Source organism: Caproiciproducens galactitolivorans (genome assembly GCF_004768785.1).
Lineage (GTDB): Bacteria > Bacillota > Clostridia > Oscillospirales > Acutalibacteraceae > Caproiciproducens > Caproiciproducens galactitolivorans.
Genome location: NZ_SRMQ01000001.1, coordinates 279248 through 302961, shown reverse-complemented (window position 1 = coordinate 302961; position 23714 = coordinate 279248). Strand labels below are relative to the sequence as shown.

At 44.9% G+C, this 23714-nt stretch carries 22 protein-coding genes, 3 tRNA genes and 1 pseudogene; 11 read left to right on the top strand and 15 right to left on the bottom strand.

The genetic code is table 11. From position 1 onward, the window contains the following. Positions 1 to 3 precede the first annotated feature (3 nt). Positions 4 to 228, top strand: a complete 225-nt coding sequence (locus CAGA_RS01400) for a carbon storage regulator (RefSeq protein ID WP_135656936.1) — start codon at positions 4 to 6, stop codon at positions 226 to 228. Between the two features lie 452 nt (positions 229 to 680). On the opposite strand, the gene CAGA_RS01395 is transcribed toward CAGA_RS01400, so the two are convergent. Next, on the bottom strand, positions 681 to 1916 hold the full coding sequence (locus CAGA_RS01395) for a flagellin N-terminal helical domain-containing protein (protein ID WP_135656934.1): 1236 nt from the start codon (positions 1914 to 1916) through the stop codon (positions 681 to 683). 323 nt (positions 1917 to 2239) lie between these two features. Here CAGA_RS01395 and CAGA_RS01390 point away from each other — a divergent pair. Next, positions 2240 to 2428, top strand: a pseudogene (locus tag CAGA_RS01390) (transposase); the annotation flags it as partial. After that, positions 2418 to 2585 (top strand): hypothetical protein, encoded by a 168-nt coding sequence (locus CAGA_RS12565; RefSeq protein ID WP_167875126.1) that lies wholly within the window; start codon positions 2418 to 2420, stop codon positions 2583 to 2585. The pseudogene CAGA_RS01390 and the gene CAGA_RS12565, both read left to right, overlap by 11 nt. A gap of 300 nt (positions 2586 to 2885) precedes the next feature. Here CAGA_RS12565 and CAGA_RS01385 read toward each other — a convergent pair whose 3' ends face one another. Continuing rightward, positions 2886 to 5609 carry an SH3 domain-containing protein gene (locus CAGA_RS01385; RefSeq protein ID WP_135656930.1) on the bottom strand — a complete coding sequence of 908 codons (2724 nt, stop codon included), beginning with the start codon at positions 5607 to 5609 and terminating at the stop codon, positions 2886 to 2888. 155 nt (positions 5610 to 5764) lie between these two features. Then, complete coding sequence (locus CAGA_RS12560; RefSeq protein WP_167875125.1) at positions 5765 to 5926, bottom strand: hypothetical protein; 162 nt, start codon at positions 5924 to 5926, stop codon at positions 5765 to 5767. Positions 5927 to 6248: 322 nt separating this feature from the next. Between CAGA_RS12560 and CAGA_RS01380 the strand changes: the two genes are divergently transcribed. From CAGA_RS01380 to CAGA_RS01370, 3 genes are all read left to right on the top strand, one after another. Then, entirely contained in the window at positions 6249 to 6554 is a 306-nt protein-coding gene (locus CAGA_RS01380) for a hypothetical protein (protein ID WP_135656928.1), read from the top strand. A gap of 317 nt (positions 6555 to 6871) precedes the next feature. After that, positions 6872 to 8293 carry an MFS transporter gene (locus CAGA_RS01375; protein WP_135656926.1) on the top strand — a complete coding sequence of 474 codons (1422 nt, stop codon included), beginning with the start codon at positions 6872 to 6874 and terminating at the stop codon, positions 8291 to 8293. Between the two features lie 268 nt (positions 8294 to 8561). Further along, positions 8562 to 9149 carry a xanthine phosphoribosyltransferase gene (locus CAGA_RS01370; protein WP_135656924.1) on the top strand — a complete coding sequence of 196 codons (588 nt, stop codon included), beginning with the start codon at positions 8562 to 8564 and terminating at the stop codon, positions 9147 to 9149. A gap of 119 nt (positions 9150 to 9268) precedes the next feature. Here the strand turns inward: CAGA_RS01370 and nadC are convergent, their stop codons facing one another. From nadC to CAGA_RS01325, 9 genes are all read right to left on the bottom strand, one after another. Further along, a complete protein-coding gene (gene nadC, locus CAGA_RS01365) occupies positions 9269 to 10105 on the bottom strand; it encodes a carboxylating nicotinate-nucleotide diphosphorylase (RefSeq protein ID WP_135656922.1) in 837 nt (278 codons plus the stop codon). After that, entirely contained in the window at positions 10086 to 11387 is a 1302-nt protein-coding gene (locus CAGA_RS01360; protein ID WP_135656920.1) for an L-aspartate oxidase, read from the bottom strand. The genes nadC and CAGA_RS01360 overlap by 20 nt, the downstream gene beginning before the upstream one ends. Before the next feature lie 4 nt (positions 11388 to 11391). Beyond that, complete coding sequence (gene nadA / locus CAGA_RS01355) at positions 11392 to 12303, bottom strand: quinolinate synthase NadA (RefSeq protein WP_135656918.1); 912 nt, start codon at positions 12301 to 12303, stop codon at positions 11392 to 11394. A gap of 365 nt (positions 12304 to 12668) precedes the next feature. After that, a tRNA-Leu gene (locus CAGA_RS01350) sits at positions 12669 to 12755 on the bottom strand. A gap of 586 nt (positions 12756 to 13341) precedes the next feature. Continuing rightward, positions 13342 to 13417: transfer RNA gene (locus tag CAGA_RS01345), tRNA-Thr, on the bottom strand. A 3-nt stretch (positions 13418 to 13420) separates the two neighbouring features. Then, a tRNA-Asp gene (locus CAGA_RS01340) sits at positions 13421 to 13497 on the bottom strand. Between the two features lie 113 nt (positions 13498 to 13610). Continuing rightward, complete coding sequence (locus CAGA_RS01335) at positions 13611 to 14963, bottom strand: ABC transporter permease (protein ID WP_135656916.1); 1353 nt, start codon at positions 14961 to 14963, stop codon at positions 13611 to 13613. 12 nt (positions 14964 to 14975) lie between these two features. Further along, positions 14976 to 16775, bottom strand: coding sequence for a COG1361 family protein (locus CAGA_RS01330; protein ID WP_135656914.1), 1800 nt, complete (start codon positions 16773 to 16775; stop codon positions 14976 to 14978). Next, positions 16772 to 17500 carry an ABC transporter ATP-binding protein gene (locus CAGA_RS01325; RefSeq protein WP_135656912.1) on the bottom strand — a complete coding sequence of 243 codons (729 nt, stop codon included), beginning with the start codon at positions 17498 to 17500 and terminating at the stop codon, positions 16772 to 16774. The genes CAGA_RS01330 and CAGA_RS01325 overlap by 4 nt, the downstream gene beginning before the upstream one ends. A 367-nt stretch (positions 17501 to 17867) precedes the next feature. On the opposite strand from CAGA_RS01325, the gene CAGA_RS12555 reads away from it, so the two are divergent. Further along, on the top strand, positions 17868 to 18023 hold the full coding sequence (locus tag CAGA_RS12555; RefSeq protein WP_167875124.1) for a hypothetical protein: 156 nt from the start codon (positions 17868 to 17870) through the stop codon (positions 18021 to 18023). Positions 18024 to 18058: 35 nt separating this feature from the next. Here the strand turns inward: CAGA_RS12555 and CAGA_RS01320 are convergent, their stop codons facing one another. Next, on the bottom strand, positions 18059 to 19255 hold the full coding sequence (locus CAGA_RS01320; protein WP_135656910.1) for an HD-GYP domain-containing protein: 1197 nt from the start codon (positions 19253 to 19255) through the stop codon (positions 18059 to 18061). Positions 19256 to 19390: 135 nt separating this feature from the next. Between CAGA_RS01320 and CAGA_RS12550 the strand changes: the two genes are divergently transcribed. The 4 genes from CAGA_RS12550 to CAGA_RS01305 all read left to right on the top strand — a co-directional run bounded on the left by CAGA_RS12550 (position 19391) and on the right by CAGA_RS01305 (position 21037). Continuing rightward, entirely contained in the window at positions 19391 to 19567 is a 177-nt protein-coding gene (locus tag CAGA_RS12550) for a hypothetical protein (RefSeq protein ID WP_167875123.1), read from the top strand. 85 nt (positions 19568 to 19652) lie between these two features. After that, the gene (locus CAGA_RS01315; RefSeq protein WP_135656908.1) at positions 19653 to 20066 is read left to right on the top strand and encodes a hypothetical protein; all 414 of its coding nucleotides are present in this window, start codon (positions 19653 to 19655) and stop codon (positions 20064 to 20066) included. Positions 20067 to 20135: 69 nt separating this feature from the next. Then, positions 20136 to 20633, top strand: a complete 498-nt coding sequence (locus tag CAGA_RS01310) for an amidase domain-containing protein (RefSeq protein WP_135656906.1) — start codon at positions 20136 to 20138, stop codon at positions 20631 to 20633. A gap of 110 nt (positions 20634 to 20743) precedes the next feature. Continuing rightward, positions 20744 to 21037 carry a late competence development ComFB family protein gene (locus CAGA_RS01305; RefSeq protein ID WP_243112897.1) on the top strand — a complete coding sequence of 98 codons (294 nt, stop codon included), beginning with the start codon at positions 20744 to 20746 and terminating at the stop codon, positions 21035 to 21037. A 75-nt stretch (positions 21038 to 21112) separates the two neighbouring features. Here CAGA_RS01305 and CAGA_RS01300 read toward each other — a convergent pair whose 3' ends face one another. Both CAGA_RS01300 and prfB read right to left on the bottom strand, forming a co-directional pair. Beyond that, positions 21113 to 22105, bottom strand: a complete 993-nt coding sequence (locus tag CAGA_RS01300; RefSeq protein WP_135656904.1) for a sialidase/neuraminidase family protein — start codon at positions 22103 to 22105, stop codon at positions 21113 to 21115. A gap of 253 nt (positions 22106 to 22358) precedes the next feature. Then, positions 22359 to 23486, bottom strand: coding sequence for a peptide chain release factor 2 (prfB, locus tag CAGA_RS01295; RefSeq protein ID WP_135656902.1), 1128 nt, complete (start codon positions 23484 to 23486; stop codon positions 22359 to 22361). Positions 23487 to 23714: the final 228 nt, after the last annotated feature.

Below are 23714 nucleotides of genomic sequence, written 5' to 3'. Positions count from 1 at the left end.
CCGGTGTTAGTAATCAGCCGAAAAGTCTCCGAATCTATTCTTATCGGGGACAATATAGAAATTATGCTGTCCGAAATCAGCGGCGACCGTGCAAAAATCTGCATAAAAGCGCCAAAGGAAGTCCCAATTCTCCGCAAAGAGCTTGTGGAAACGCGTAATCTGAACGAAGAAGCAAGCGTTATCCCGCAAAAACAGACCCTCGACAAGCTGAAGAAGCTATTAAAATAACTCCTTTGTTTTTTTACATTCTCCAATCGTTGCTCCCGGCACAACCGGGGCTTTCTATGCGCTAAAATCCCTTGCGTTCTTACTGGAACGCTTCAAGTAGCTCGGGGGCTTTTTTCCTACGCTTGCGACGCGGTCTACTCCCCTTGTCCTTTTCTGCACACGAAAGCAAGGTGAAAAAACGAGAGCATTTCGGTGCGGAAGTCGGCCAATACGGGAAGGGGCTGCGCCCCCCTCCCCTTGCCAAGCTCTATCCGTTTCTCGAATGCCGCCTAGCTTCTCTTCAAAAGCGAAACAGCGGGATTGTGGGTAAGATTTAATCCGCATTTTGGTCAGCGCTAATGCTCTTCGGAACTCCCGGCTGTGCCGGGAGTTTTTGTTATACAATAAGGAAAGCCCATACAGGGAATCCCTGCATGGGCTTTCGAAAAATACAGTTTGAAACTGAAAACAAATTACTGTAAGAGCTTGAGAACATTCTGCGGCTGCTGATTCGCCTGAGCGAGCATGGACTGAGCGGCCTGAGCAAGAACATTGTTCTTGGTCATGTCCATCATTTCCTTTGCCATGTCAACATCGCGGATACGGCTCTCAGCGGAGGTCAAGTTCTCACTTGTTACGCCGAGGTTGCTAACGGTGTGCTCAAGTCTGTTCTGCAGAGCACCAAGGTCAGCTCTTGTGCCAGAAACTATGTTGATTGCTGCGTCAATTGTAGAAATAGCAGCTAACGCATTTTCCTGTGTATCGACTTTGACACTAGTAAGACCTAAACCTGCTGTCGACATATTTCCGATCTTCAGGTTTACCTGCTGATCCGCTGAATAACTTGCCCCAATTTGCAGAGTGAGTCCGTTATTACCTGTACTTGCAGCCATCGTAGCCGCAGCCGCAGTTAATGAAGAACCTGCAGTACCTGTAATTGTGCCTTCAAATTTAACTTCAAAGCTGCTATATGCTTTGGAGATTTCAAGAGCATTTGTTGTACCTCCATTTGCATAAGCAGCAGCTGCTGCACGAACGGCAGCTGTAATCTGTTCTGCGGTAAAGGAAGCTTCCGTGTCTTTTGTACCAAGCGTAATGGTGAGTCCGCCTGTTGCATCGTTGAAAGCCGCCGTAATGGAACCGGAAGCGTTGTCCTTACCATCTGCAAATGTTACTGTAGCTGCAGCACTTGCTCCTGTAACAGGAGTTGTTGTTGATAATTTCGCCACACCATTGAGAGTAACTTTCGTTGTCCCAATAGTAGCTGTAGCTGTTGATCCTAAATCCAAAGAGCCATCCAACAGGTTAATCTTGTTGAAGTTCGTCGATGTAGCGATTCTGGTAATTTCACTCTTCAGAGATTCGACTTCTTTGCTGATATTTTCACGGTCAACAGCATTCTGATAGGTACCGTTGGAAGACTGTGTTGCCAGTTCTTTCATTCTTTGCAGAATGGAAGCAGTCTCATTCAGAGCGCCTTCAGCAGTCTGTACAAGGGAGATACCGTCGTTCGCGTTGTTGGTCGCCTGGTCAAGGCCGCGGATCTGGCCGCGCATTTTTTCGGAAATCGCAAGGCCTGCAGCGTCGTCGCCAGCGCGGTTAATCTTGTAACCGGAAGACAGTTTCTCAAGGTTCTTGCTGACCTTATCGTTATTAATGCCCAGCATTCTGTTTGCATTTAAAGCAGATATATTGTGTTGTATACGCATAATAATTCCTCCTGAATTTTTGTTCACAGTTGTATAACTGTGTGCGTTTTAAAGAACTTCCCTGTTCCTTATTGGGGATTCCATTTCCCCTCTTGACGGGCCCATCAAAGAGGAAGTGAAAACACTTTTACTGTAAGTTACTTACATTTATATATGTCGGTACAATTTCTGAAAAGTTTAGAAAATTTAAAGAATTTTTTGTCCCATTATAAAAAGAGTCCCACAGGCGGTACCTGTTGGGCTCTCAGACTGTCGAAGAACCCATCCTTTCTTCGTTTAGTACATCTCCGGATCGCGAGCCTTTTCTGGACTGGGAGCGTATGATCGAACATCGCAAATCTTCTGTACGTTGCAAAGTGGAACATGCTTTCCGCATTATCAAATGTCAGTTTGGGTATCAAAAGACCCGGTACCGCGGATTGAAAAAGAATAAAAACCGGCTGTATGCCATGTTTGCCTGCGCCAATCTGTATGCTCTCGCACTAGCCGGGCGAAGTCTCCGTGAAACCTGACAAGGGCATAGTGCGCCTTTTTGACGGGCGCACAAGAGAAAATGAAGTTGAAACGGCGGAAAAACACCATTTTTGGGGGAAATTCAGCAAACTTGGCTCAGACCTGAGTGAAATTGAAGATATTGGCCATTTATTCAGAGGTTCCCTAAAAATCTGAACAGATTGTACCTGCTTGCAGCAAGCGCAAACCTCCTGATGTGTGCACGAAGCGGTGGTTGGCAAAAACAGCCAGCATAATTCGTGGCACAGGTGCGCCTAAAAGCAGAAGTTTTCAACAATTTGCTTGATTAAAGGCTATAAAAGCTTAAGTTTTCAACACAGATAAATGATGTAAAAGTTGTATTGGTGGATATTATATTCAATTAATCAGTATTTCCTTAGGTGCAATAAAATCATCCGGATATAGCAAAACGCCCTCTGACAGGCAGACAGAAGGCGTTAAACGATTCGGTTTTGTTTAACTTAAACCGGCCGCACCGCTGGGATAGGTGTAGCTGTATTTGTTATACCGTACGGCGTCATAATCGCCGTAATTGTAGACATTAACTTCCCCAAGCCTCCGGTAGAAAAGGCCGGTATAGAATTTGCCGCCCGCCTGACTCCAGCGGAGCATTTCCGTTCCCATAGCGTAGGCGTTGGTATAGTTCAGGTCATGCGTAAGGGAATCGGCATTCGAAAGGCACACATAGCCTGAGTTTACCCAGCCTTCGCTGCCGTTGGAAGCCCGTACTTTGTACCAGCCGTCTTTCGGATTCGAAAAGTTGGTATCGGTAACATCTATCGAGGCTCCGTTGGATATACTGCAAACCTCGGAACCGTTAATGCTTGGTTCGCTGCGAACGACCGTATCTTTTGTCACAGTTGCCGCCAAAGAGCCGGAAATCGTCGGCGGTACGACCGCATTCCTCATAATCGTCCGGAAATCGACCTGAGAACTGGTGTTGAAATAGCCCGCGCCTACATTATAGGCAAAGCTGATCAGACAGTCGGCCTGATTCTGATTCATCAGAAAATGGTTGTTCTTAATCATTTTATTTAGTTCCGTAGTATATGAGGAATTATTGATTTTATTGACTAGGAGCGACCAGGCTTCCGTTTCGGTCAAATTGTTGTAAAAGACTGCGTTCGCTCCGAAGGTACAGCCGTAGCCAATGGTTGGCACCTGATTGGCGGTAAGCTGATCGGCGTAAACGGTGGGGCTGTAGCCCTCCCATTTGGCAATCAGGGCGATCATCTGGTCGCTGACGCGGCGCTCTTCGCTCGTGGTAGTCGAAAAATCCTGCTGAGAGGATACATATGCGTTCGACGTAAAACCGGTTGTACTCATATTCCCATTCTGGGAGGAGTACGCGGTGAATGTATAGGTTCCCGGCGAATAGAAAGTCGTCGTAGCGGTCCACTTTTTTGTCGTTACATTCTGGCAGGATTCATTCGTACAGGAATCCGCATTGACGGTTTGCTTTGTTCCATCCGGACTCTGGATGACAAACTGAACCGCATCCCGGCTGGTATCGGTAACAGCAGTCAGCGTAACCGCCGCCCCTGTGCTGGCAATATTCGGCGAAGCAAAGGCGGTTCTCACCGGCTCCGCACTTGTAACGGTAATATTGCAGGTTGCTTTGTAAGAGCCCGAACTCGCCGTAATAACGGCTGTCCCGGTGGAAACGGCAGATACGTACCCGTTTGAAACGGTCGCCACATTATTATTGCTGCTTGTCCAGTTAATATAGGTTCCACTTGGTGAAACATTGGCTTTTATGTACAGTGTCTTTCCCGCCGGAATTTTTGAGGAAGTAGTTGACAGGGAAAGCGATGAGGCATTGGAGGGATCATCCGAATAATGAATCTGAATATATTCCGAGCTGACGTAACCGGTCAACCCGCTGGAAGTCTGTACCTTGGTCCAGGAAGAATTCGAAGTATCGAGAACCTTCAAGCTAGTTCCACGCGGTAGGTTGGCAAGGATCTTTGCGCTCGTACTCGGATCCTGGCGCAAGCGGAGCATGTCCGCAGTAACGCTGGCACCCGTGATGGTATGGGAATCCGAACCGTTGTCTGAGCCGGTATCAACGTCCGGGGGCGTATCAGTACCAGTATCCGCACCCGTACCTGTACCCGGATCCGGATTTGGATTTGTATTGGAGCCAGTATCTGTTATCTGCAGAAATTCCTTACTGCAATATCCTGTTTTTCCATCGCTGGTTTTAATTTTGACCCACTGCGCATTCGAATTATCCAGAACGGTAACAGACGTGCCGTTGAGCAGCGTCATAACAATCCCGAAACTCGTTCCCGCGCCGCTTCTTACATTTAGATTTGAAGTTGTTTTCGCCGTAACCGAACCGGATGTGCTTGAATTTGAGGAAGAGCCGGAATTGGACGGCGTTCCGGATGAACTTCCGGATGAACTGTTATTTTTAAATGTTAAATATTGCTTGCTGCAATATCCCTGTTTTCCATCCGGAGTCTGTACCTTGGCCCAAGATGGATTGGAATTATCCAAAACCGTAAGCGCCGTTCCTTTGCTGATTGTAACCAGCACCTTAAAATTCGTACCGGCACCCTGACGCAGATTCAGATAGTCCGTCGTAACCGCCGTTATAGAAGCGGAGGAAGAACTCCCTGAGGAAGTATTCCCAGAGGCGACCCCGCCGGAAGAAGCAGCCAATATGCGTATGTATTGTGTGCTGCAATAACCCTGCCTTCCATCGGAAGTCTGGACTTTAACCCATGCAGGATTGGAAGCGTCCATTACTTTTAAGCTTGTACCAATTGGGAGCGTTGCCATGATTTTTGTCGAGGTTCCCGCTCCCGCCCGAAGATTTACACGATCTGTCGTGACCGCTGTGGAAGCCGTTCCCGAAACAGAAGGGGAATTCGTAGCCCCGGAACCGGGGATACTCAGATATTGCTTGCTGCAATACCCTTGTTTTCCGCTTGCGGTTTGTACCTTCGCCCATGTTGCATTGGAATTATCAAGGATTGTGACCGCAACCCCCTTGCTGAGGGTTAAAATCACTTTTTTATCTATACCCGCGCCTTCGCGAAGATTTAAATAATCCGTTGTTTTAGCCGTGACAGCAGCCGTAACCGCAATCGTGGGCACAAGGCTCACCGTAACCGCGGCGGTGCATGCAAAGGAAATCGCTGCCGCAACAATGCGCTTTGTTTTGTGCTTCAATCCTACCACTCCAATTTATTAATAAAAATTGTATATTTGATTCCGTTTTCTTTCTATAAACAATACAAAATTCTGGTTCGATTATAAACCAAAATGTAGTAAGAAGCAAGCGCAAATGCCATTTGTTAACATTTTCCACTAAGATTCGAAGCCTGTTATTCGTACTCAACTTCAAGAATCAGGCATGAAATAATCGGGTATTTATCGATCCAATACGTCTTACCAACCGTACTTACCTGATAACCCAGATTTTTTAAAAATTTTGCCGCTTCATAGCCAAGTTCTTTATTAAAAAAACGAATCATTACCTTCTGCATAACATCCCCCATTCCTAGTACTATAGTATTCCTGTCAATTTGGAAATGCGATTGTCCCTTTTATGTTTTCCCTTCTTAATGCAGTCTTCATACGCTGTTGAATTCTATAATGCCGGCCACCATCTTATTTCTGATGTGCAAAAATAAATCGCACACATTCACTATTTAAAAAGGGATAATCAGAACACCGAAAATAAAATTATACAATTTGGCAAATTCGCCGCCGAAAGAGTCTGTCGCGGGCAGCCATTTTTTCGTTTTTTCGCTTGAATCCAAAATACAATATCGACCGAGCCAGCATAAAATAAACTGGTGATGATTTATGGAAAACCTGACTTCCTTAGAGCCCTGTGAACTGGTGATTCTTGCAACTGTATTGGCTTTTTTACTATCTGACAATCTGGATGCCGGCGAGCTGAACGTTCTTGGCAATTTCATCGTTGCTGTGGGCGGTTTGTTATTATCCTGGGCCGCGCAACTGGATCAGCAGGAGAAGTCTTCCGAAAAAGCAAACGGTTGCGACCTGGACGAATTAAAAAATCAGATACGATGTCTCCAGGAAAAATGCGACCGGCTGGAGCTTTGTTCGCAGCACAGCCGTCAAAAAGGCCCGCACAGAATGGTATAATTTTCTGCACTCTGCTAAACATAAGTTTAAAACTACATCTGAAAAGCCCGCAGGGTGATTTCTCCCCCGCAGGCTTTTTATGTAAATCGACATTTATTCAGTAAAATCAGTTGTTTAAATTTTCACATTATTCCGACTGTTTTGGCGGCAGTACCGGTTGTAATTACAAAATTTTTGTTGTATCATAAAAGCTGGACAAAATTTCCAATATAGATGAAACAAGGAAACCGGCTTAACAATTCTGAAAATAAGAGGACGGATAAGTTATAGTGGAAACGAAAGCAACAGAAAATGATCGAAACAAGTGGATTGTGTTAATGATAACCGTCATATCCACTTTTATGAACACTTTAGACGGCAGTATTGTGAACGTGGCTCTGCCCTCCATGGCAAAAGCGCTGAATGTAGGAACCGGATTAATCACCTGGGTCGTAAGCGCCTATTTAATTGTAATTACCTTCTGTATTTTAATATTCGGCCGTTTGGGCGACTTAAAAGGGCAGGGCAAAATTTTCCGCTTCGGCCTTTTAATTTTTACAATCGGCTCGTTTTTGTGCGGCTTGATGCGCACTTTACCTTTGATCCTGTTGGCACGCGCAATTCAGGCGGTCGGCGCTTCGGCAAGCATGGCAAACAGCCAAGGCATTATTGCCAGAACGTTCCCTCCGGAAGAACGCGGGCGGGCGCTTGGAATCAACGGTACCTTTGTCGCCCTAGGAACAATGGTCGGCCCTGCTTTGGGCGGGCTGATCATTTCCTTTGCAAGCTGGGAGTATCTGTTCTGGGTAAACGTACCGATTGGTTTGCTGGCTTACTTTGCAAACCTGAAATTTTCAGGGCCAGAGGACACCGTATCTGACGAAAAGCTGGATTTATGGGGAAGCTTCCTGTTTATTTTTGCAATTGCCCCGCTGTTTATCGCATTGGAGTATGGACAAACCATAGGCTATACGCACTGGCTGATTCTTCTCTTTTTTGCCGTGGCGGTTGTGTCCTTTGCCGCATTCTATATGGTTGAACAGAAAGCAAAAGCTCCCCTGCTGGACCTTCATATTTTCGAAAACAAATGGTTTACCGTAAGTATCTTTTGCGCTTTTACCTCTTTCGTGGCAATTTCGTGCTCCAATATCATCCTGCCGTTTTACCTGCAAAACGCGCTGAATATGTCCCCAGGCAAAGCCGGGCTTTATATGACGATCTACCCGGTAATCCTCGCGTTGGTCGCGCCCGCCAGCGGATATCTTTCCGACAAAATCGGCTCTGAAGTCTTAACGCTGATCGGCCTTCTGCTTACCAGCACGGGCCTGTACCTGATAGCGACCCTGAATGAGCATCCCGTTTACTGGATACTGGGGTTATATATCGGCATTATGTCTTTTGGGAACGGACTGTTCCAGTCCCCGAACAATTCCCTTGTTATGTCCATGCTTCCCCCGGAAAAGCTCGGTATTGGCGGAAGCGTGAACGCGCTGGTGCGCAATGTCGGATTTACCATAGGCATCGCCATGTCCACCGCAATTCTGTACGCCGGAATGAGCTGGAAAATCGGAAAACACGTAACCGGATATGTTCCGGGGCGCAATGATGCGTTTATTTTCGGCATGCGCTTAGCCTATATTGCAGGCGCTACCGTCTGCATGGTCGGCGTTATCATTACGGCAGTCCGCCTGTACAACCGCCGCAAGGAACCAAAAGTGGAATCTGCCGGGGCCAACATGCCATCATCCGAGCAGTCGTGATAACCGCAGAATCCCATTCGCAATGCGCTAAAACAGTACAATATTGTGCTTACACCTGTTTGCGTACTGCTCCATTTTCTCCATATTTTCTCTGCGCCACAATCCCAATGAAATGCAAAACTCCCTAAACAGCTTCGCTCCAATAAAAGGAAGGTACATACGCCCAATTTGCCGCCTGCCTTTCGTGTCGAAACTTCCTTGCAGTTCACCTGAAAATCGGGTAAAATGTAAGGAATATCAAACAATTAAAGCAGCGTGAGGAAGAAATATGGAATTATTAAAGGAACGAATCCGCAGGGATGGGAAAGTAAAAGAAGGCAATGTTCTGAAAGTGGACAGCTTCTTGAATCATCAGATTGATATTGCCCTTCTGAATGAAATTGGGAAAGAATTCAAGCGTTTATTCAGCAAGGAAAAAATCACAAAAATCATCACGATAGAAGCAAGCGGAATCGCGATTGCCTGCATTGCAGCGCAGTACTTCGGTGTACCGGTTGTTTTCGCCAAAAAGACAGAAAGCAAAAATATCGACGGGGATATTTACACGTCAAAAATCATGAGCTATACGCATGGAAACGAGTACACCGCCATGCTGGAAAAACGCTTTGTGTCCCCAAATGACCGTATACTGATTCTGGACGACTTTCTGGCGACGGGAAAGGCACAGCGGGGGCTTCTGGATATTGCCCGCCAATCCGGCGCTTCTGTCGCGGGAATCGGCATTGTAATTGAAAAAGGATTCCAGGGCGGCGGGGATAGGCTTCGCGCCGAGGGGTACAACTTACAAAGCCTCGCTATTATTGACCGTATGGAAAACGGTGTGGTAACGTTTCGGGAAGAAAGCCCTCAGGAATAACTTGGAAAGAAAGTAACGCAAAAAACACCTTCAGCTGGATGGGCTGAAGGTGTTTTTTGCATGAGGATATAAAACGGAATCTTCCATATGGCAAACGGACTTGAATCGTAAAACTCTGTTTAAATGTTCTTGAGATTTTTCATGCTGATATCCAATACTTTAAAGGAATGGGTTACAGCGCCGGTAGAGATATAATCGACTCCGCACGCGGCGACATCCGCAATATTGTCAAGCGTTATGTTCCCAGATGCCTCTGTCACAGCTCTTTTATTGATCATGTTTACCGCTTCTTTCATTGTTTTCAGATCCGTATTATCAAGCATGATGATATCCGCTCCGGCTTCCAAAGCCTCTTGCACCTGTTCAATCGTTTCGGTTTCCACTTCAATTTTTCTGACAAATGAGGCATTTGCCCTCACGAGATTGATGGCGTTCCTGATTCCACCCGCGGCGCTGATATGATTGTCCTTTAACAATACGCCGTCGGAAAGGTTGAATCGGTGGTTGCACCCTCCCCCGACTTTAACAGCATACTTTTCCAGAATCCTTAAATTCGGCGTAGTTTTTCTGGTATCCAAAAGCTTGGTATGGGTACCCGCCAGCTTTGCGGCAAATTGATTCGTAAGGGTAGCAATGCCGCTCATCCTCTGTAAAAAATTCAGTGCCGTCCTCTCTCCGCTTAATATGGCCCTTGTATTCCCGGTAATTTTTCCAAGAATCTGTCCTTCCGTAACCCGGTCCCCATCGGAAACATTACATTCCACGCAGACGTCCCCCAATAAACGGAACACACGCTTGAAAACTTCCAGTCCTGCAATGATACCGTTTTCCTTTGCGATCAGGTCAACTGAGGATCTGCTGTCCGTGCTTATCGTATTTACCGTGGTAATATCTTCGTTTGGAATATCCTCCAGAAGAGCATTTTTGATTATCGAATCAACAAGAAACCAATTCACTTTTTAATCCCCCAATTACTTCCTTGAATTTCTGAATGGCAATTTCCCGATTCCTTTTCTGTTCTATATCCGGATTTAGAGGGATGTCGGGCGCTTTCGCATCAAGCCTATTCACAAAATCAATCGTACTGTTGATAAGCTTAGCCGCCCTTCTGGAAAACACCAAAGCCTCGAGCAGAGAATTGCTCGCAAGCCTGTTCGCCCCGTGAACCCCGGTACAGCTTACCTCGCCGCAGGCGAAAAGGTTCTTCATGGATGTCTGGGCATACAAATCGACTTCGATTCCGCCCATAAAATAGTGCTGCGCAGGTGTTACCGGTATCACATTGCGCGTAATATCCACTCCTTTTTTCAGGCATTCTCGATAGATTCCCGGAAACCTTTTCACAAGATAGGCGGCCGGTTTAAATGTGATGTCCAGCCCCACATAGGGCATATGCGTTTTCTCTTCCTCTTCAAAGATTTTTTTTGAAACCACATCCCTCGGCAAAAGCTCGTCCACAAACCTTTCCTTATTTTTGTTAATCAGTTTTCCCCCTTCTCCGCGGACAGCCTCGGATATCAGGAACCTTCTTCCGTTCGGCGCTTCCTCATAAAAGGCGGTAGGATGTATTTGAATGTAATTTAGATTTTTTACTTTTATCCCGTTCTTCAACGCTATAGCAATTCCGTCGCCGGTTACGCTGCAATAATTCGTGGAGTTTTTAAATAAACCGCCTATTCCTCCGGAGGCCAATAGGACAAATTTCGAATGGATGAAAAAGACTTCCCCGTTTTTGACAGCGATTCCTCCGCAACAGGTATTTCCCACCCGGAGGATATCAATCAGGCAGGTGCCTTCAAAAACCGTAATATTCCTCCTTCTCTTTACCTCCTTATAAAGGGCTTCCGTGACCTTTTTTCCGGTTTGGTCTTTACAATGTACGATGCGGTTAATGCGGTGGGCGCCTTCTCTTGTATATTGTAAATCCCCATGTTCCCTGTCAAATTCCACACCGTATCGGATGAGCTGGTTAATATTCTCTCTTGATTCTCTTGCCAGAACCTTTACAGCCTCAACATTATTTTCATATTTTCCAGCCTTTAAGGTATCTTCCACAAAGGAATCCAGGTCGTTTTCATCCCTTGCCACGGCAATGCCGCCCTGGGCAAGATAGCTGTTGCATTCTGCCGCTTCCGCTTTTGTAATTAACAACACCTTTAAATCCTGTCTTAGGTTTAAAGCGGCGTACATTCCCGCGGCCCCGGTTCCGACAATCAGTACATCAAAATACACATTCAAAGAATCACCTTCCCAAAATATGCATATTGGCCAAAGCTTTATAGGCTTTCAGCCTTATTTCTTCCTCAACCGTTATCGCATACCGCATATTCTGCAGGCAGTTATATACATCTTCCAGCCTGGTTTTCTTCATGTCCACGCATGTCATAGAACCATACGGAGTATAAAATTTCTTATTGGAGTTTCTTTTCTGAAGCTCATACAGTACGCCCTGTTCCGTTACAATCAGATATTTTTCCGAAGCACTCGCTGCGGCATATTTTATGATTTCTCCGGTGCTGCCTACAAAATCCGCCAGTTCCCAGACAGCCCTGTCACATTCCGGATGCGCCAATACCTGAATGCCAGGATGGGTTGCTTTTGCCTTTTCAATTACTTCAGCTTTTACTTTTTTATGCGTTATACAAAAGCCATCCCACAGTATTATTTTTTTCTCCGGCACCTTTTCCTGTACAAAGTTCCCTAAATTCCGGTCGGGAAGGAACAGGATTTCCTCCTGCTCCATTTTCCGCACAATATCCACAGCATTAGAGGATGTACAGCACACATCCGACTCCGCTTTCACCTCCGCGGTGGAATTAATATAGCAGACGACCCCGGCTTTCGGATGAAGCGCTTTCATTGCCTTTACTTCCGCGGCGCCGGCCATCTCCGCCATGGGGCATCCGGCGTCAATTACGGGCAGAATCACCGTTTTATCGGGCGATAATATTTTCGCACTTTCAGCCATAAACCTGACGCCGCAAAAGACGATCACATCCTCGCTGCACTCTTTTGCAAGCTTGCTTAAAGCATAAGAATCGCCAACTGCATCCGCTATCTCCTGCACTTCCGGGCTTTGATAGTAATGCGCAAGTATAATTGCATTTTTTTCGGTTTTTAATAACCGAATTCTATTTTGAATGCTCTCCGTCATTTCGAATTCTCAGCCTCTACTTTATATGTATATACATGTGTCTTGTCATAATTTATAAAATACTATAGCACTAAAAAGAACGAAACGCAAGGTCAAAATTCGATTTATTTATAAATTTTATGAGGTATCGGATTCCCGACTATGGCCTGCCTATACAAAAGCGCCGCTTACCCTATCTCTTGCCCCATATAGAAAAAACAGGTTCTCTGAGGCCCGAAAAAAGCACAAAAAAATCCATGTGCCGGTACAGACCGGGCGCATGGATTTTTCATTGTGTGATTTGTAAATAACTGCAAAGCAAAACGCTAAGAAGAAAATACGGGAAAAAGAAATCAGAGCCGTCAAATCGACGACCCTGATAATAATGGTGCGAGGGGGGGGACTTGAACCCCCATGAAATTGCTTTCACATGGACCTGAACCATGCGCGTCTGCCAATTCCGCCACTCTCGCATGACGACCTTATTATATTAGCATAACATGTATTCTATGTCAAGACAAAAGTTTCAAAAAATTTGTTGAATTTTGAAGAAAAAGATCGACCCCTCTTTTTCCCCAGGATTCAACAGCGGTTTCGGTTAGCGCAAGCGAAAAGGTTTCGGAGTTTTTCATTCTTTCCACAGTAAGTTTTCCTTGAACATGCCTTATTTTCAAATTCTTAAAAATTTCTTCATCAATTGGATTCATTAACTCTGTAAAATAGAATTCGTGCTATGAGATTTGGAGGTGAGGTAGACTCCTAAAATTACTTACTCTGCGGCGGCTCTTACCGGTTAAGGTAGGAGCCTTTTCATTTGCGGCGTGGGCAAAAAGAAAAACCCGAACAACTTCCGCAAGTGTACGGAACGGAATTATAAAAATTAAGGATAGCCAGTTGTGTTTCATAAGGCTTTAAAGCAGCAAATTGTAAGCAACGTGTATACAACCGTCAGCAACTTGGCGCAATTCGCAGCCATTGTTATTTGTAAAAACGGCTGATTTTCTTATAAAATTAAAATGCATAAAAAACCACCGCTAAACCTACATCTAGCGGTGGTTTTGGAGCTGCTAACGCGATTCGAACGCGTGACCTCATCCTTACCAAGGATGTGCTCTGCCAACTGAGCCATAGCAGCAAATGGCGACTCGGATCGGGATCGAACCGACGACCTCTAGCGTGACAGGCTAGCGTTCTAACCAGCTGAACTACCGAGCCATTTGCCATGAGCAACGTGTACTATTATACTGAAAAGGCAAACTCTTGTCAACATTTATCGATAAAAAATTTTTAATTTTTTTCGAAACCGCTCTGCCAGTTTCTGAAAAGAATTATTCCTGTTTTATCGCCGTCAGCGCGCTGACTTTAACCGCGCGGTTCGCAGGATAAAAGCCGGAAAGCAAACCAACCATCGTTGAAAAGAGCAACGCCCCAAGCGCGAGCCATAGAGGGATAATCGATATTTGGCCCGCCGCGCCCGCGGTGCCTTCCATTATCATTCCGGCTGCACCGCCTCCTTGATCACCACTTGTGGCATACAGCGTATTGATGGCAAACGATATGGCATAGCTTTGCGCCAGCCCGATTACGCCGCCAATAAAGCCGATTGCGCCCGATTCAATTAAGAATATGGTCCGGATATTCCTTACAACGCAGCCAAGAACCTTCATAATTCCAATTTCGCGCGTTCTCTCGTAAATGGACATGATCATTGTATTCGTAATCCCCAGCGCTGCGACAAAAAGCGAAATGCCGCCCAGCCCGCCCAGAATCATCTGGATGGTTCTCATCTGCTCCTCCATGGGCTTGCGAATATTTTCCATGCTGTACGTTGTGAAGCCCAGCTCTTTAATCGCTTTTTCCACCTTCGGCACATTTGCTATCGAATCCACTTTTACACTTGCGCTTTCATAACTTTCTTTTTTTGAGGTCTTTTTTACGTTGTTCAGTTTATTGTATTTTGCCTGCAATTCCTTCGCATAGGTCACATCCATAAAGATCGAATGGCTCGGATACGGATTTTTTCCCCCATCTTCGGAAAGGGTGCCAACACACCGAAGCTTTAGGGGCTTGACGGTCGCTGTCGAATCTTCCGGCAGGGTTACGGTTACCTGAAACTTATCCTTCATCGGGCGGACATACGGATCTGGCATCTTGCCATTCTTATCCGGCTGCGGATAAATCATATTGTTGCTCGACTTACGGATGTCTATAAAATCATATTCCGCGTCTTTCCCGAACAAAATCGTTGTTTTGTCTGCGCCGGCGGAAGGAAGTTCGCCGTTCTCCGTTTTGTATCCGAAATCTTTCAGGGTATCCAGATAAACACCGTATATCATCCCTTGAAACTTGTACTTCTTACTTTGTATGCTGATCATTGATGAATCCAGGCTTAAAATCGGCGTCAAGGCGGCAACATGTTCCATTTTTTTCATTTTCTTCAGCATTTTATCATCAAGAGCCGCGGCATCCGGGGACTGCGAAGTACTATTCACCGTAATAACCGTTAAATCCCCCATGTTTTTCAACGTATCTTGCATGGACTGCTTAATGCCGATCCCCAAAGACATCATGACAACAATTGCGCAGGTACCGATGATAACGCCGGTTACTGTCAGCAAAGTCCGCACCTTGCGTTTAAAGAGATTTCCAAAGGCCATGGAAAGCATATCTTGAATTCTCATTATCCCATCACCCTACGACGCTTCATCATAATCATCGCTTTCTTCCAACATTTTCTGCTTCTTCGCTTTTCTCTTCTTCCGAATGACAAGAAACAAAACAACCGCCGCAACGATCACAACGCCCGCTCCCGTTAAAATCATCCAGAGGGGCGGTTTTTTCGAAGCGTCCAGCGAAGAACCGGGTTCGGAGCCAAGCTCCTCCCCGTTTTCCTGCGGGGCGATTACCTGGCAGGAAAAATTTTTGACAAGAGTTTTCACATTTCCGTTGGCGTCCTCATAGCTAAAGATCGCCTTTCCGGTTAACGTTCCTTCCTCCAATGGACTCAAGGACGCTTGAAAAGTATCCCCGGAGCCGGATTCCACATTCCCGATATAGGTGTTCGGCGATTCTGTAGAAAAGTTCCCCTCCAGTTTCACCGAAAGGTTGAATATCTTACTTTTTCCCTTATTTACATAACTGATGTTGAGCTGACCGGCATCCCCCATGGAAATAGGCCCCTGCAATTCCGCCCCATTCGCTTCAAAGCGGTCGGACTGGACAAGGGGAATGGAAATGATTTCATTCGCCTCAATAGCCTCCCGCTTGCCGTCCAGAACAGCTTCATAGGTAAAAGCAACCGTAACACCGTAGGAATTCGGCGTGGCGTCTGCTTTCGGTATCAGGGCGATCTGTTCTGTAAAAGAAGAACCGGGCGCAACTTTGGAAATAAAGAAGGTATTCGAGGATTTTGCCGGTGTAAACGCACCGGCAGCGGATTTATCATCCGTACCCGCAACGGAAGAGACCGTAATTTTCAGATTCTCAATTTGTGTGGTAGTATTCGTGTTTCTGAAATGCATTGCAAGGTTGAATTCTTTTCCGCCCATCACCGGCTTCCCGCCGTAATCGTAGCTTTCAATAATGATCAGCGGCTTACTTTCGTTGATGTTGCTTACGGCATCCTTATCCGCTTTTGTCCCGATTACCGGAATAAAAATCTTGGAAGTAAGGGATTTGCTCAGTTCATCTGCCGAAAGGATCACGCTCACCGTATAATTACCCGTAACCATTTTGGACAGGCATGTCATCGGATAGGTAATGTTTACGGACTGCCCCGGCGCGATGGAGTCTATGTACTGTGTATCGGAAATCCCATGGATACTGATTCCCTCAGCGCTGGACGGATCCAAAACAGACATTACATTATTACAGGCGGAGGGCCCGTTATTCTTAAGGGTTAAAATAAGGTTGAATTTCTCCCCCTCTTTCACGGGCGAATGGTCCATACGGTAGGATTGCAGCTGAAGCCGGCCGTTTTCCTCGGTTGAATTCGTCCCTGTAGGGTCAAAAACGGTCTTTTGTACCAAATAGGTTCCCAGCTTTGCCCCGTTGCTATCGTAATAGCGGATGGTAAATTTCAAAGTACCCGCCCCATCCCCGACGCGCTTCATATATTTCTCGGGAATAACAAGTTTATAATCATATTTATAATAGCTGTCGTCATCATCCGAACTCTTGCTCGAATCAGTATTTACTTCACCGGTTTCTTTATCAATTTCACCTTTTTTCGAGGAAAATGTCTTTTCCCCTAAAGAAATGGCCCCGTTTGTATTATTAACGTCAATTACAATATCATATGTGCTACTGTAATAGGCATGTTTAAAATAAAACACAGCCTGAAACGGACTGCCTTTTAAAACCGTTTGTTTTTCGCTGTAAATTTCCGGGTCTGCAGTATTGGATGCCTTTGCAGGCGGATACCCCATACAAAATGCGACCGCCATCAAAAAGGTCAGGAAAAGGGAAGCCAAGCGTCTTTTTTCCAGTCTCATACAACTTTTTCCTCCAAGTTTTCCGGGTTTTTCAGAATCGATTCATTGCTTTGGTCGTTCAGAATGCTGCCGTCGTGTATCGTAATAATACGATCGGCGTATTTTGCAATTTCCGTATCGTGGGTAACGAGGATGAGCGTTTCTTTATATTTTTTCGCCATGGTAACCATCAGCCCCATGACCTCCCGGCTTGTTTTACTGTCCAGATTTCCCGTAGGTTCATCGGCAAAAACAATGGGCGGCCGTGCAACAAAAGCCCGCGCAATCCCCACGCGCTGTTGCTGCCCGCCGCTCATTTGGGTTGGCATATGCGTCAGGCGGTTTCCCAAATGAACCATTTTCAGCATATGAACCGCGCTTTTGGTGCGTTCCTTCTTCTTGATTCCCTTAAACATCAACGGAACCGCCACATTTTGAATCGCTGTCAAAGTAGGCAAAAGGTTGTAGGACTGAAAAACAAAACCGATGTATTTCTGACGAAACAGCGCCCATTGCTTTTCAGAAAAATCGGTCACATTTACGCCGTCGATTTCAATGCTTCCTTTTGTCGGCTTTTCCAGTCCGGCCATAATATTTAAAAGCGTTGATTTTCCCGAGCCGGACGTTCCCAGAATACAGCAGATTTCCCCTTGCTCAATGCGGAGATTGATCCGCCCGAGCGCAACTATTTTTTCTTCATCCATATGATAAACCTTGCGAATGTCTTTCAAGCAAATCAGGCTCATAAATCCTCCGAACGATGTAAAGGAAATATTTTCTAATTCTTTTCTTATTATAAAATATGTCGATTCGGAAAACAATGAACAAATCTGTAAACATTATAGAAATTTTTAAAAAGAAATATTTTAGAAAAATTTGACAAACAATAAAATTTCATATATAATAAAAAAAGCCTGACTGCAAGTCAGGCATATTTTAAAAACGAGGCATATCGATTGTTTAAGGCTTTTCCAAGCAAAGAGAATGAAAATTGCGGTAAATGAAGTACGCCCTTTTTCCGGCGTACTTTTTTACAATATCAGCCATTTCCCGCTTTACATTAAAAGTTATAACTTTATGTTATATAATAGTAATATACAAGGAGGCGCTTTCATGAATACCAAGCAAAAGGCAGTACTGCAAAGCAAACTAACGGTATACAAGGTGTATTACCAGCATGCAGAACGGAAAAAGGATCAGAAGCGCATGGAGCAAATCGAAACTTTCATTGACGAACTCCAGGAACAGATCGAAAATTCGGATTCATGACAAAGGCTCAAGCGAAGGCTTGGGTCTTTTTGATTTCACAAATTTTCTGGCAGAGCATGAAAGACGGAATGGATATCTTCTACAATGGAAGCGTCAATCAGCTTATTACTCACCATGGAACGCATTAATGCAATTGCACTTTCATGGGACAAGGCTTTGCGATACGGCCGGTTTTCCGTCAGTGCCTGATAAATATCCACACAGCATAAAAGGCGGGAGTTGAAATCCAGCTTATCCGCATCCAGGCCGAACGGATAGCCGTTGCCGTTCAGCTTTTCATGATGATTGGAAGCCCATTCAGCAATTTCTTCGAATCCGGCGATCCCCTCCAGCGTTTTACGGGTATAAAACGGATGGGATTGGATTATAGTAATTTCCTGCCGGCTCAATTTACCCGGCTTGTCTAATATTTCATTCGGAATCATTAGCTTTCCAAGATCGTGCAAGTCCGCCGCTATACGCATTTTCCAGGATACTTCTTCATCAAAGTCATAGTATTTGCAGAGAATACCGGTTTTCCTGCTTATTCCCCTTGAATGGGAACCGGTAAAAGGGGATTTCGCATCAATAATATTACTGAAAATACGGGAAACCATGCGCATATCCTTATAGGAAAACTCTCTTTGAACGCTTGGCATAAGGGAATTCAGCGCGTCGAATACAAAGTTATCATCCATATTCAGCCAAAACTCAACATTTCTGCTCAATTCATAAAAAACTTGGCAATATTCCAAGTCAAAATGGTTTGAATTTCTTATAGAGGAAAGAATGTCTTCCGCACTTTTCCCTTCCGAAAATGCAATGGCGATGAAATCCGCCAAAGCGATTATACGTGAAAATTCGGGGATATCCTTCCCCGTAACACCAAAAAAGCCGCTGCCGTCGTAATGCTCATGATGGTAAAGAATTACATTTGGAATACTGTGAAAAAAGGGAAAGTAAGCAATATTTCTTTCCCCTTCCACACAGTGAAGCACATTTAGTTCCACCCTTATGTAATTCTTTGATTCCTTTGACTGAATTAATGATTTTGTTACGCCGTTGTCGTGCAGAAGCGAGTAAGATATTAAATCGAATAAATCGGTATCGCCCATTTCTATTTTTTTCCCTATCCGCGCCGCAATATAGGCCACACGCCTGCCATGATTTGTCACGTTTTTTATTAAGTCCTTTTCTACAAAATCCAAGGTATAAGATAGAGAGTTTAAAAGCTGATTGATATTAAAATCCATATCCGTATCTCCATGTAAGTCGATTGTAAAATTGTATCATTTTTTGGAAGAAAAATCAATGAACAGCCGATTGAATGGAAAAAAATTCCTGTCTAATTACTTGTAATTCGTCAAAACTAAAGGAGAGGTGATGAAATGGCAGATTTAAACGACCTTCTGCGATCGGATGCGAAAGCAAAGGAATATTACGAGTCCCTCCCCCAGTATGCAAGAGAGGCGGCGAAAAAAAAGGCGGCGGAAATATCCACCGCGGACGCACTGCATCTTTTTGCTGAAACATTTATGCAGGATGACTCCTACCGCGGGGCGTAGCTTTTCGCTGCGCTCCTTTTTTGTCTAAGCTCCTGGACGAAAGGGCATAATATTCCATATTCATTTACAAAAAGGAAGTATTGCTATGAAAAATCGGAGCCTGTACTTCTGGGTTATCTGGTTCACGGTAACGGCCGTTTGTTTTGTTCTCTTCTATTTTGAAGTGGGTTATCTGCTCGGCAACCCCGTCACGATTCAAAATATGATTGCCTACCTTGTTTTGTCCCTGACTTTCGGAGCAGTAACATCCACCCTATATCTGCTGAACCTGCGGATCATGCTCTGGATTTTCCTTGCAGGGCTTGGGATCGGCTTTTTTGAAATGGCATTGACCTTTCTGAACAATGTCAGCGGCTGGGAAGACCTTGTGGGACTGATCACCTTATTTACCTGGATGACAATCGGGTTATGCGCCGGTGCGGCAGTACAAATTCTTCGCTTTTTGCTTAAAATCAGATCCCGCCGTAAGGATGGCTCCGCTAAGCAAAAAAATTTTTAAAGAATGGAATTGCGACCGTTTTTCCCTCATACTATCTATAAGTATGAAATAGAATGCGGGGTGCGTACTATGCTGGCTGAATTTCCGTATAACCGCGAAAATGCATTCGAATATGCGAAAATATGGGCTTTTCAACGGAATCCGGCCTTTATAAATTTTGACAAAATGGGCGGAGATTGTACGAATTTTGCTTCCCAATGTATTTATGCCGGCTGCAAAGTTATGAATTACACGCCTGTCTTCGGCTGGTATTATAAAAGCAGCAGCGACCGAACACCCTCCTGGAGCGGCGTACAGTATTTATACAACTTCCTTACAACAAATAAAGGAACCGGGCCTTACGCGGAGGTATCCGACACGGACAATCTGGAAATCGGCGACATTCTTCAACTGGGAGATGAACTGGAGCATTTTTACCACTCCCCCGTCGTTGTCGGTAAAACGGATGAGGATATCTTTGTAGCAGCCCATACTTACGATTCTTATATGCGGCCGTTAAGCAGCTATATTTACAAAAAGATACGCTGCTTACATATTCTAGGGTATCGGAAACATGTTCCAGACTAAAAAAGCGTAAAGCAAAGCAGTCGGTAAAATTCTTTCGAATTGCGCATTTACAAATTAGAAAAATTATGATAATATTTAGTAATTGTTATGATGTGACCGGAAGGAGTAATATGATGGAGGTTAAACTGACAAACCTAATGGAAACCCTGGTCCAATTAAAATTAGACGAAGTAATTGATTCGCTGGGGTGCTGCAAATGTGAAAAATGCCGAATGGATATCGCTTCTTATGCTTTAAACCGGCTTCCCCAAAAATATGTTGTTACTACAAAGGGAACCGTTTTCAGTAAATTGGATACGCTATCCATTCAATACGAAACAGATATGCTCAACGTTTTGTTTCAAGGAGCAAAACTGGTTAGTGAAAATCCACACCACGATGATTTTGATTCGGATAATACATAGTCTTCCCTATAGAATTTACCGGATAACAAAAGGGCCGCAGTTTGCGGTCCTTTTGTTGATTCTAATCTTTTATTTTTATAACTGAACACCCGGCAATACTTTCGGCATCGGCATCTCCATTTGTGTCATATACCATTTTCTCTTACGAATAATGATAGAAATATAAAAATCCATTTTATTATCCTTTACAAAAACGGTACTGCGGTAAAAAGAAATATTTTTCCAAAGCGCCGTATCTTTCGTTGGAATAATCGGCTGAAGCATTGTAAAATGAATTCCGTCCTGTGACTTAAGGAGGAAAAGCCGAAATGAATAATTGGATGCTCTTTCAGCCGTTTGTAGCAGATAATAATCCGAGCCGTTTTTAATGACATCCTGATGATAACACTGCAGTCCGGCGGGAAGGGGTACTTTACAGCATATGGGAGTCGACCATGTTAACGCGTCACGACTTTCCGTATAGCATAAATCGCCGCCGTAAGACGCATACCAAGTGCGGTACATCCCATTTTCATAAAGCACGCACAGGCTCAAATAACCGTCGCGGCTTTGCAGGAGCTTTTGTGCAGCCGACCAATGAATGCCATCCTGCGTTTGCTTTCTATAATAGATATTTATTCCGTTATCCGGATAGCGGCTTCCATGTTTCTGCGGATTGTAACGGTACCAGAGTTCCATCGTTTTTCCGCGCATCACAAGCTGCGGGTCTGAATAATGCCCGCCCGTTTTTACATCCGGAGGTAACCCGGAAACAGGATTTTTCAGTCCTTCGGGCGCGCTCCAGTTTTTCCCGTCGTTCGAAACAACAATAGACGGATTTTCGTAATCATCATTTCCATACGGATAAGGCGTCATGGACATCCAGTACTTATATCCGTTCCAGCCTTTTGCAAAATACAGCACCTTGGGGTGGGTAAGCTGAAAGGAGCCGTCATAAGTCGGAACCGCAACCAGATTGTATTTCTTCTGCAACTCATAGAAAGCCAGAGGAACTTTTTTGGGGTATCCTACTTTTTTAGTGAAAGAAGGGAAAGTCTGCGTAAAGAGCTTAGCCGGTACATGTTGCATAGGTTTTTTTGCCTTAGATATAGATTCCGGCTGGCGACCACTATAAGATAAAAGTAAAAGAGCCAAACATACAAAAACACAGATACATGTGATTACGGATTTTTGCAAACGAGATTTCAAGGGAATCATAACCTTTCTGATACTGCAATGAAAACCATCATTTCGTTCGATTCCCTATTATATTCTTTCTATTCTAAAATATAAAGGATAACTTTTGAAACCTTCCATTCCAAAATTGTAACTTTTTACATTATTAATCGACATTTTCCCCAAGCGCGTTCAAGCTTTGCGCTTTCAGATACGCATTGATAAATCCGTCCAGGTCGCCGTCCATCACCGCATTAATATTGCCGGATTCATAGCCTGTGCGGTGGTCTTTTACAAGGGTATACGGCATAAAAACGTAGGACCGAATCTGAGACCCCCACGCGATTTCTTTCTGCACGCCCTTAATGTCCTCTATGCGCTCCAAATGTTCGCGCTCTTTAATTTCCATGAGTTTGGATTTCAGCATACGCATAGCGACATCGCGGTTTTGGTACTGGCTTCGCTCCACCTGGCAGGAAACAACGATTCCGGTCGGGATATGCGTCAGGCGGACGGCGGACGATGTTTTGTTAACCTTCTGCCCACCCGCGCCGCTAGCACGGTACACATCCATTTTTATATCATCCGGGTTGATCTGCACTTCAACGTCGTCGTCAATTTCCGGCATAACTTCCAGCGAAGCAAAAGAAGTATGCCGCCTTCCGGACGCGTCAAAAGGCGAAACACGGACAAGCCGGTGCACCCCGACCTCGCTTTTCAAAAATCCGTACGCATTTTCGCCGCTAATTAATACGGTCGCGCTTTTTAAACCTGCCTCTTCGCCGTCAAGATAATCGAGCGTTTCCACCTTATAACCATGACGCTCGCCCCAGCGGCAGTACATCCGGTAAAGCATTTCCGCCCAATCCTGCGCTTCGGTTCCGCCCGCGCCCGCATGGAACGTCAAAATGGCATTTTTGCTGTCGTATTCTCCGTTCAGGAGCGTTGACAGGCGCTGTGATTCCAATTCCGACTGGAATTTTTTCATCTCTTCCTGCGCTTCCGGCAGTAAGGAAAGATCGCCCTCCTCATCAGCAAGCTCAATCAACGCCATCGTGTCCCCGTAGGCGCTTTTTAATCGTTCGTAAGCGGCCATTTTGTTTTTCAGCATGCTTGAACGCTGCAAAACCTTCTGCGAAGTCTCCATATCGTCCCAAAAACCGGGCTGGGCAGCTTTCGCGTCCAACTTTTCGATTTCTTCGCGCATGCTTTCAAGCCCGAGCGCCTCCGCCAAATCCTTTAGATCCGGCTCCAACTCCTGTAAAGCGAGCTTCATTTCTTCAAACTGAAGCATAAAACCATCCTTCTAATCTCATCTAATAGTAGATTTACAAAAAATTCACGATTTAACTGTGCTATAACGAAAATATTATAAAGTATTTTATATACAATGTAAAGGACATTTGCCGAAGGTGGGTGCCAAGAGATGCTTCGAAGCCATAAACGGCGGTGAATTGTGAATGAGATGAAAATTTACGGATAAATTGTTGCAGTTTTAACGGAAATTATATACAATAGGGTA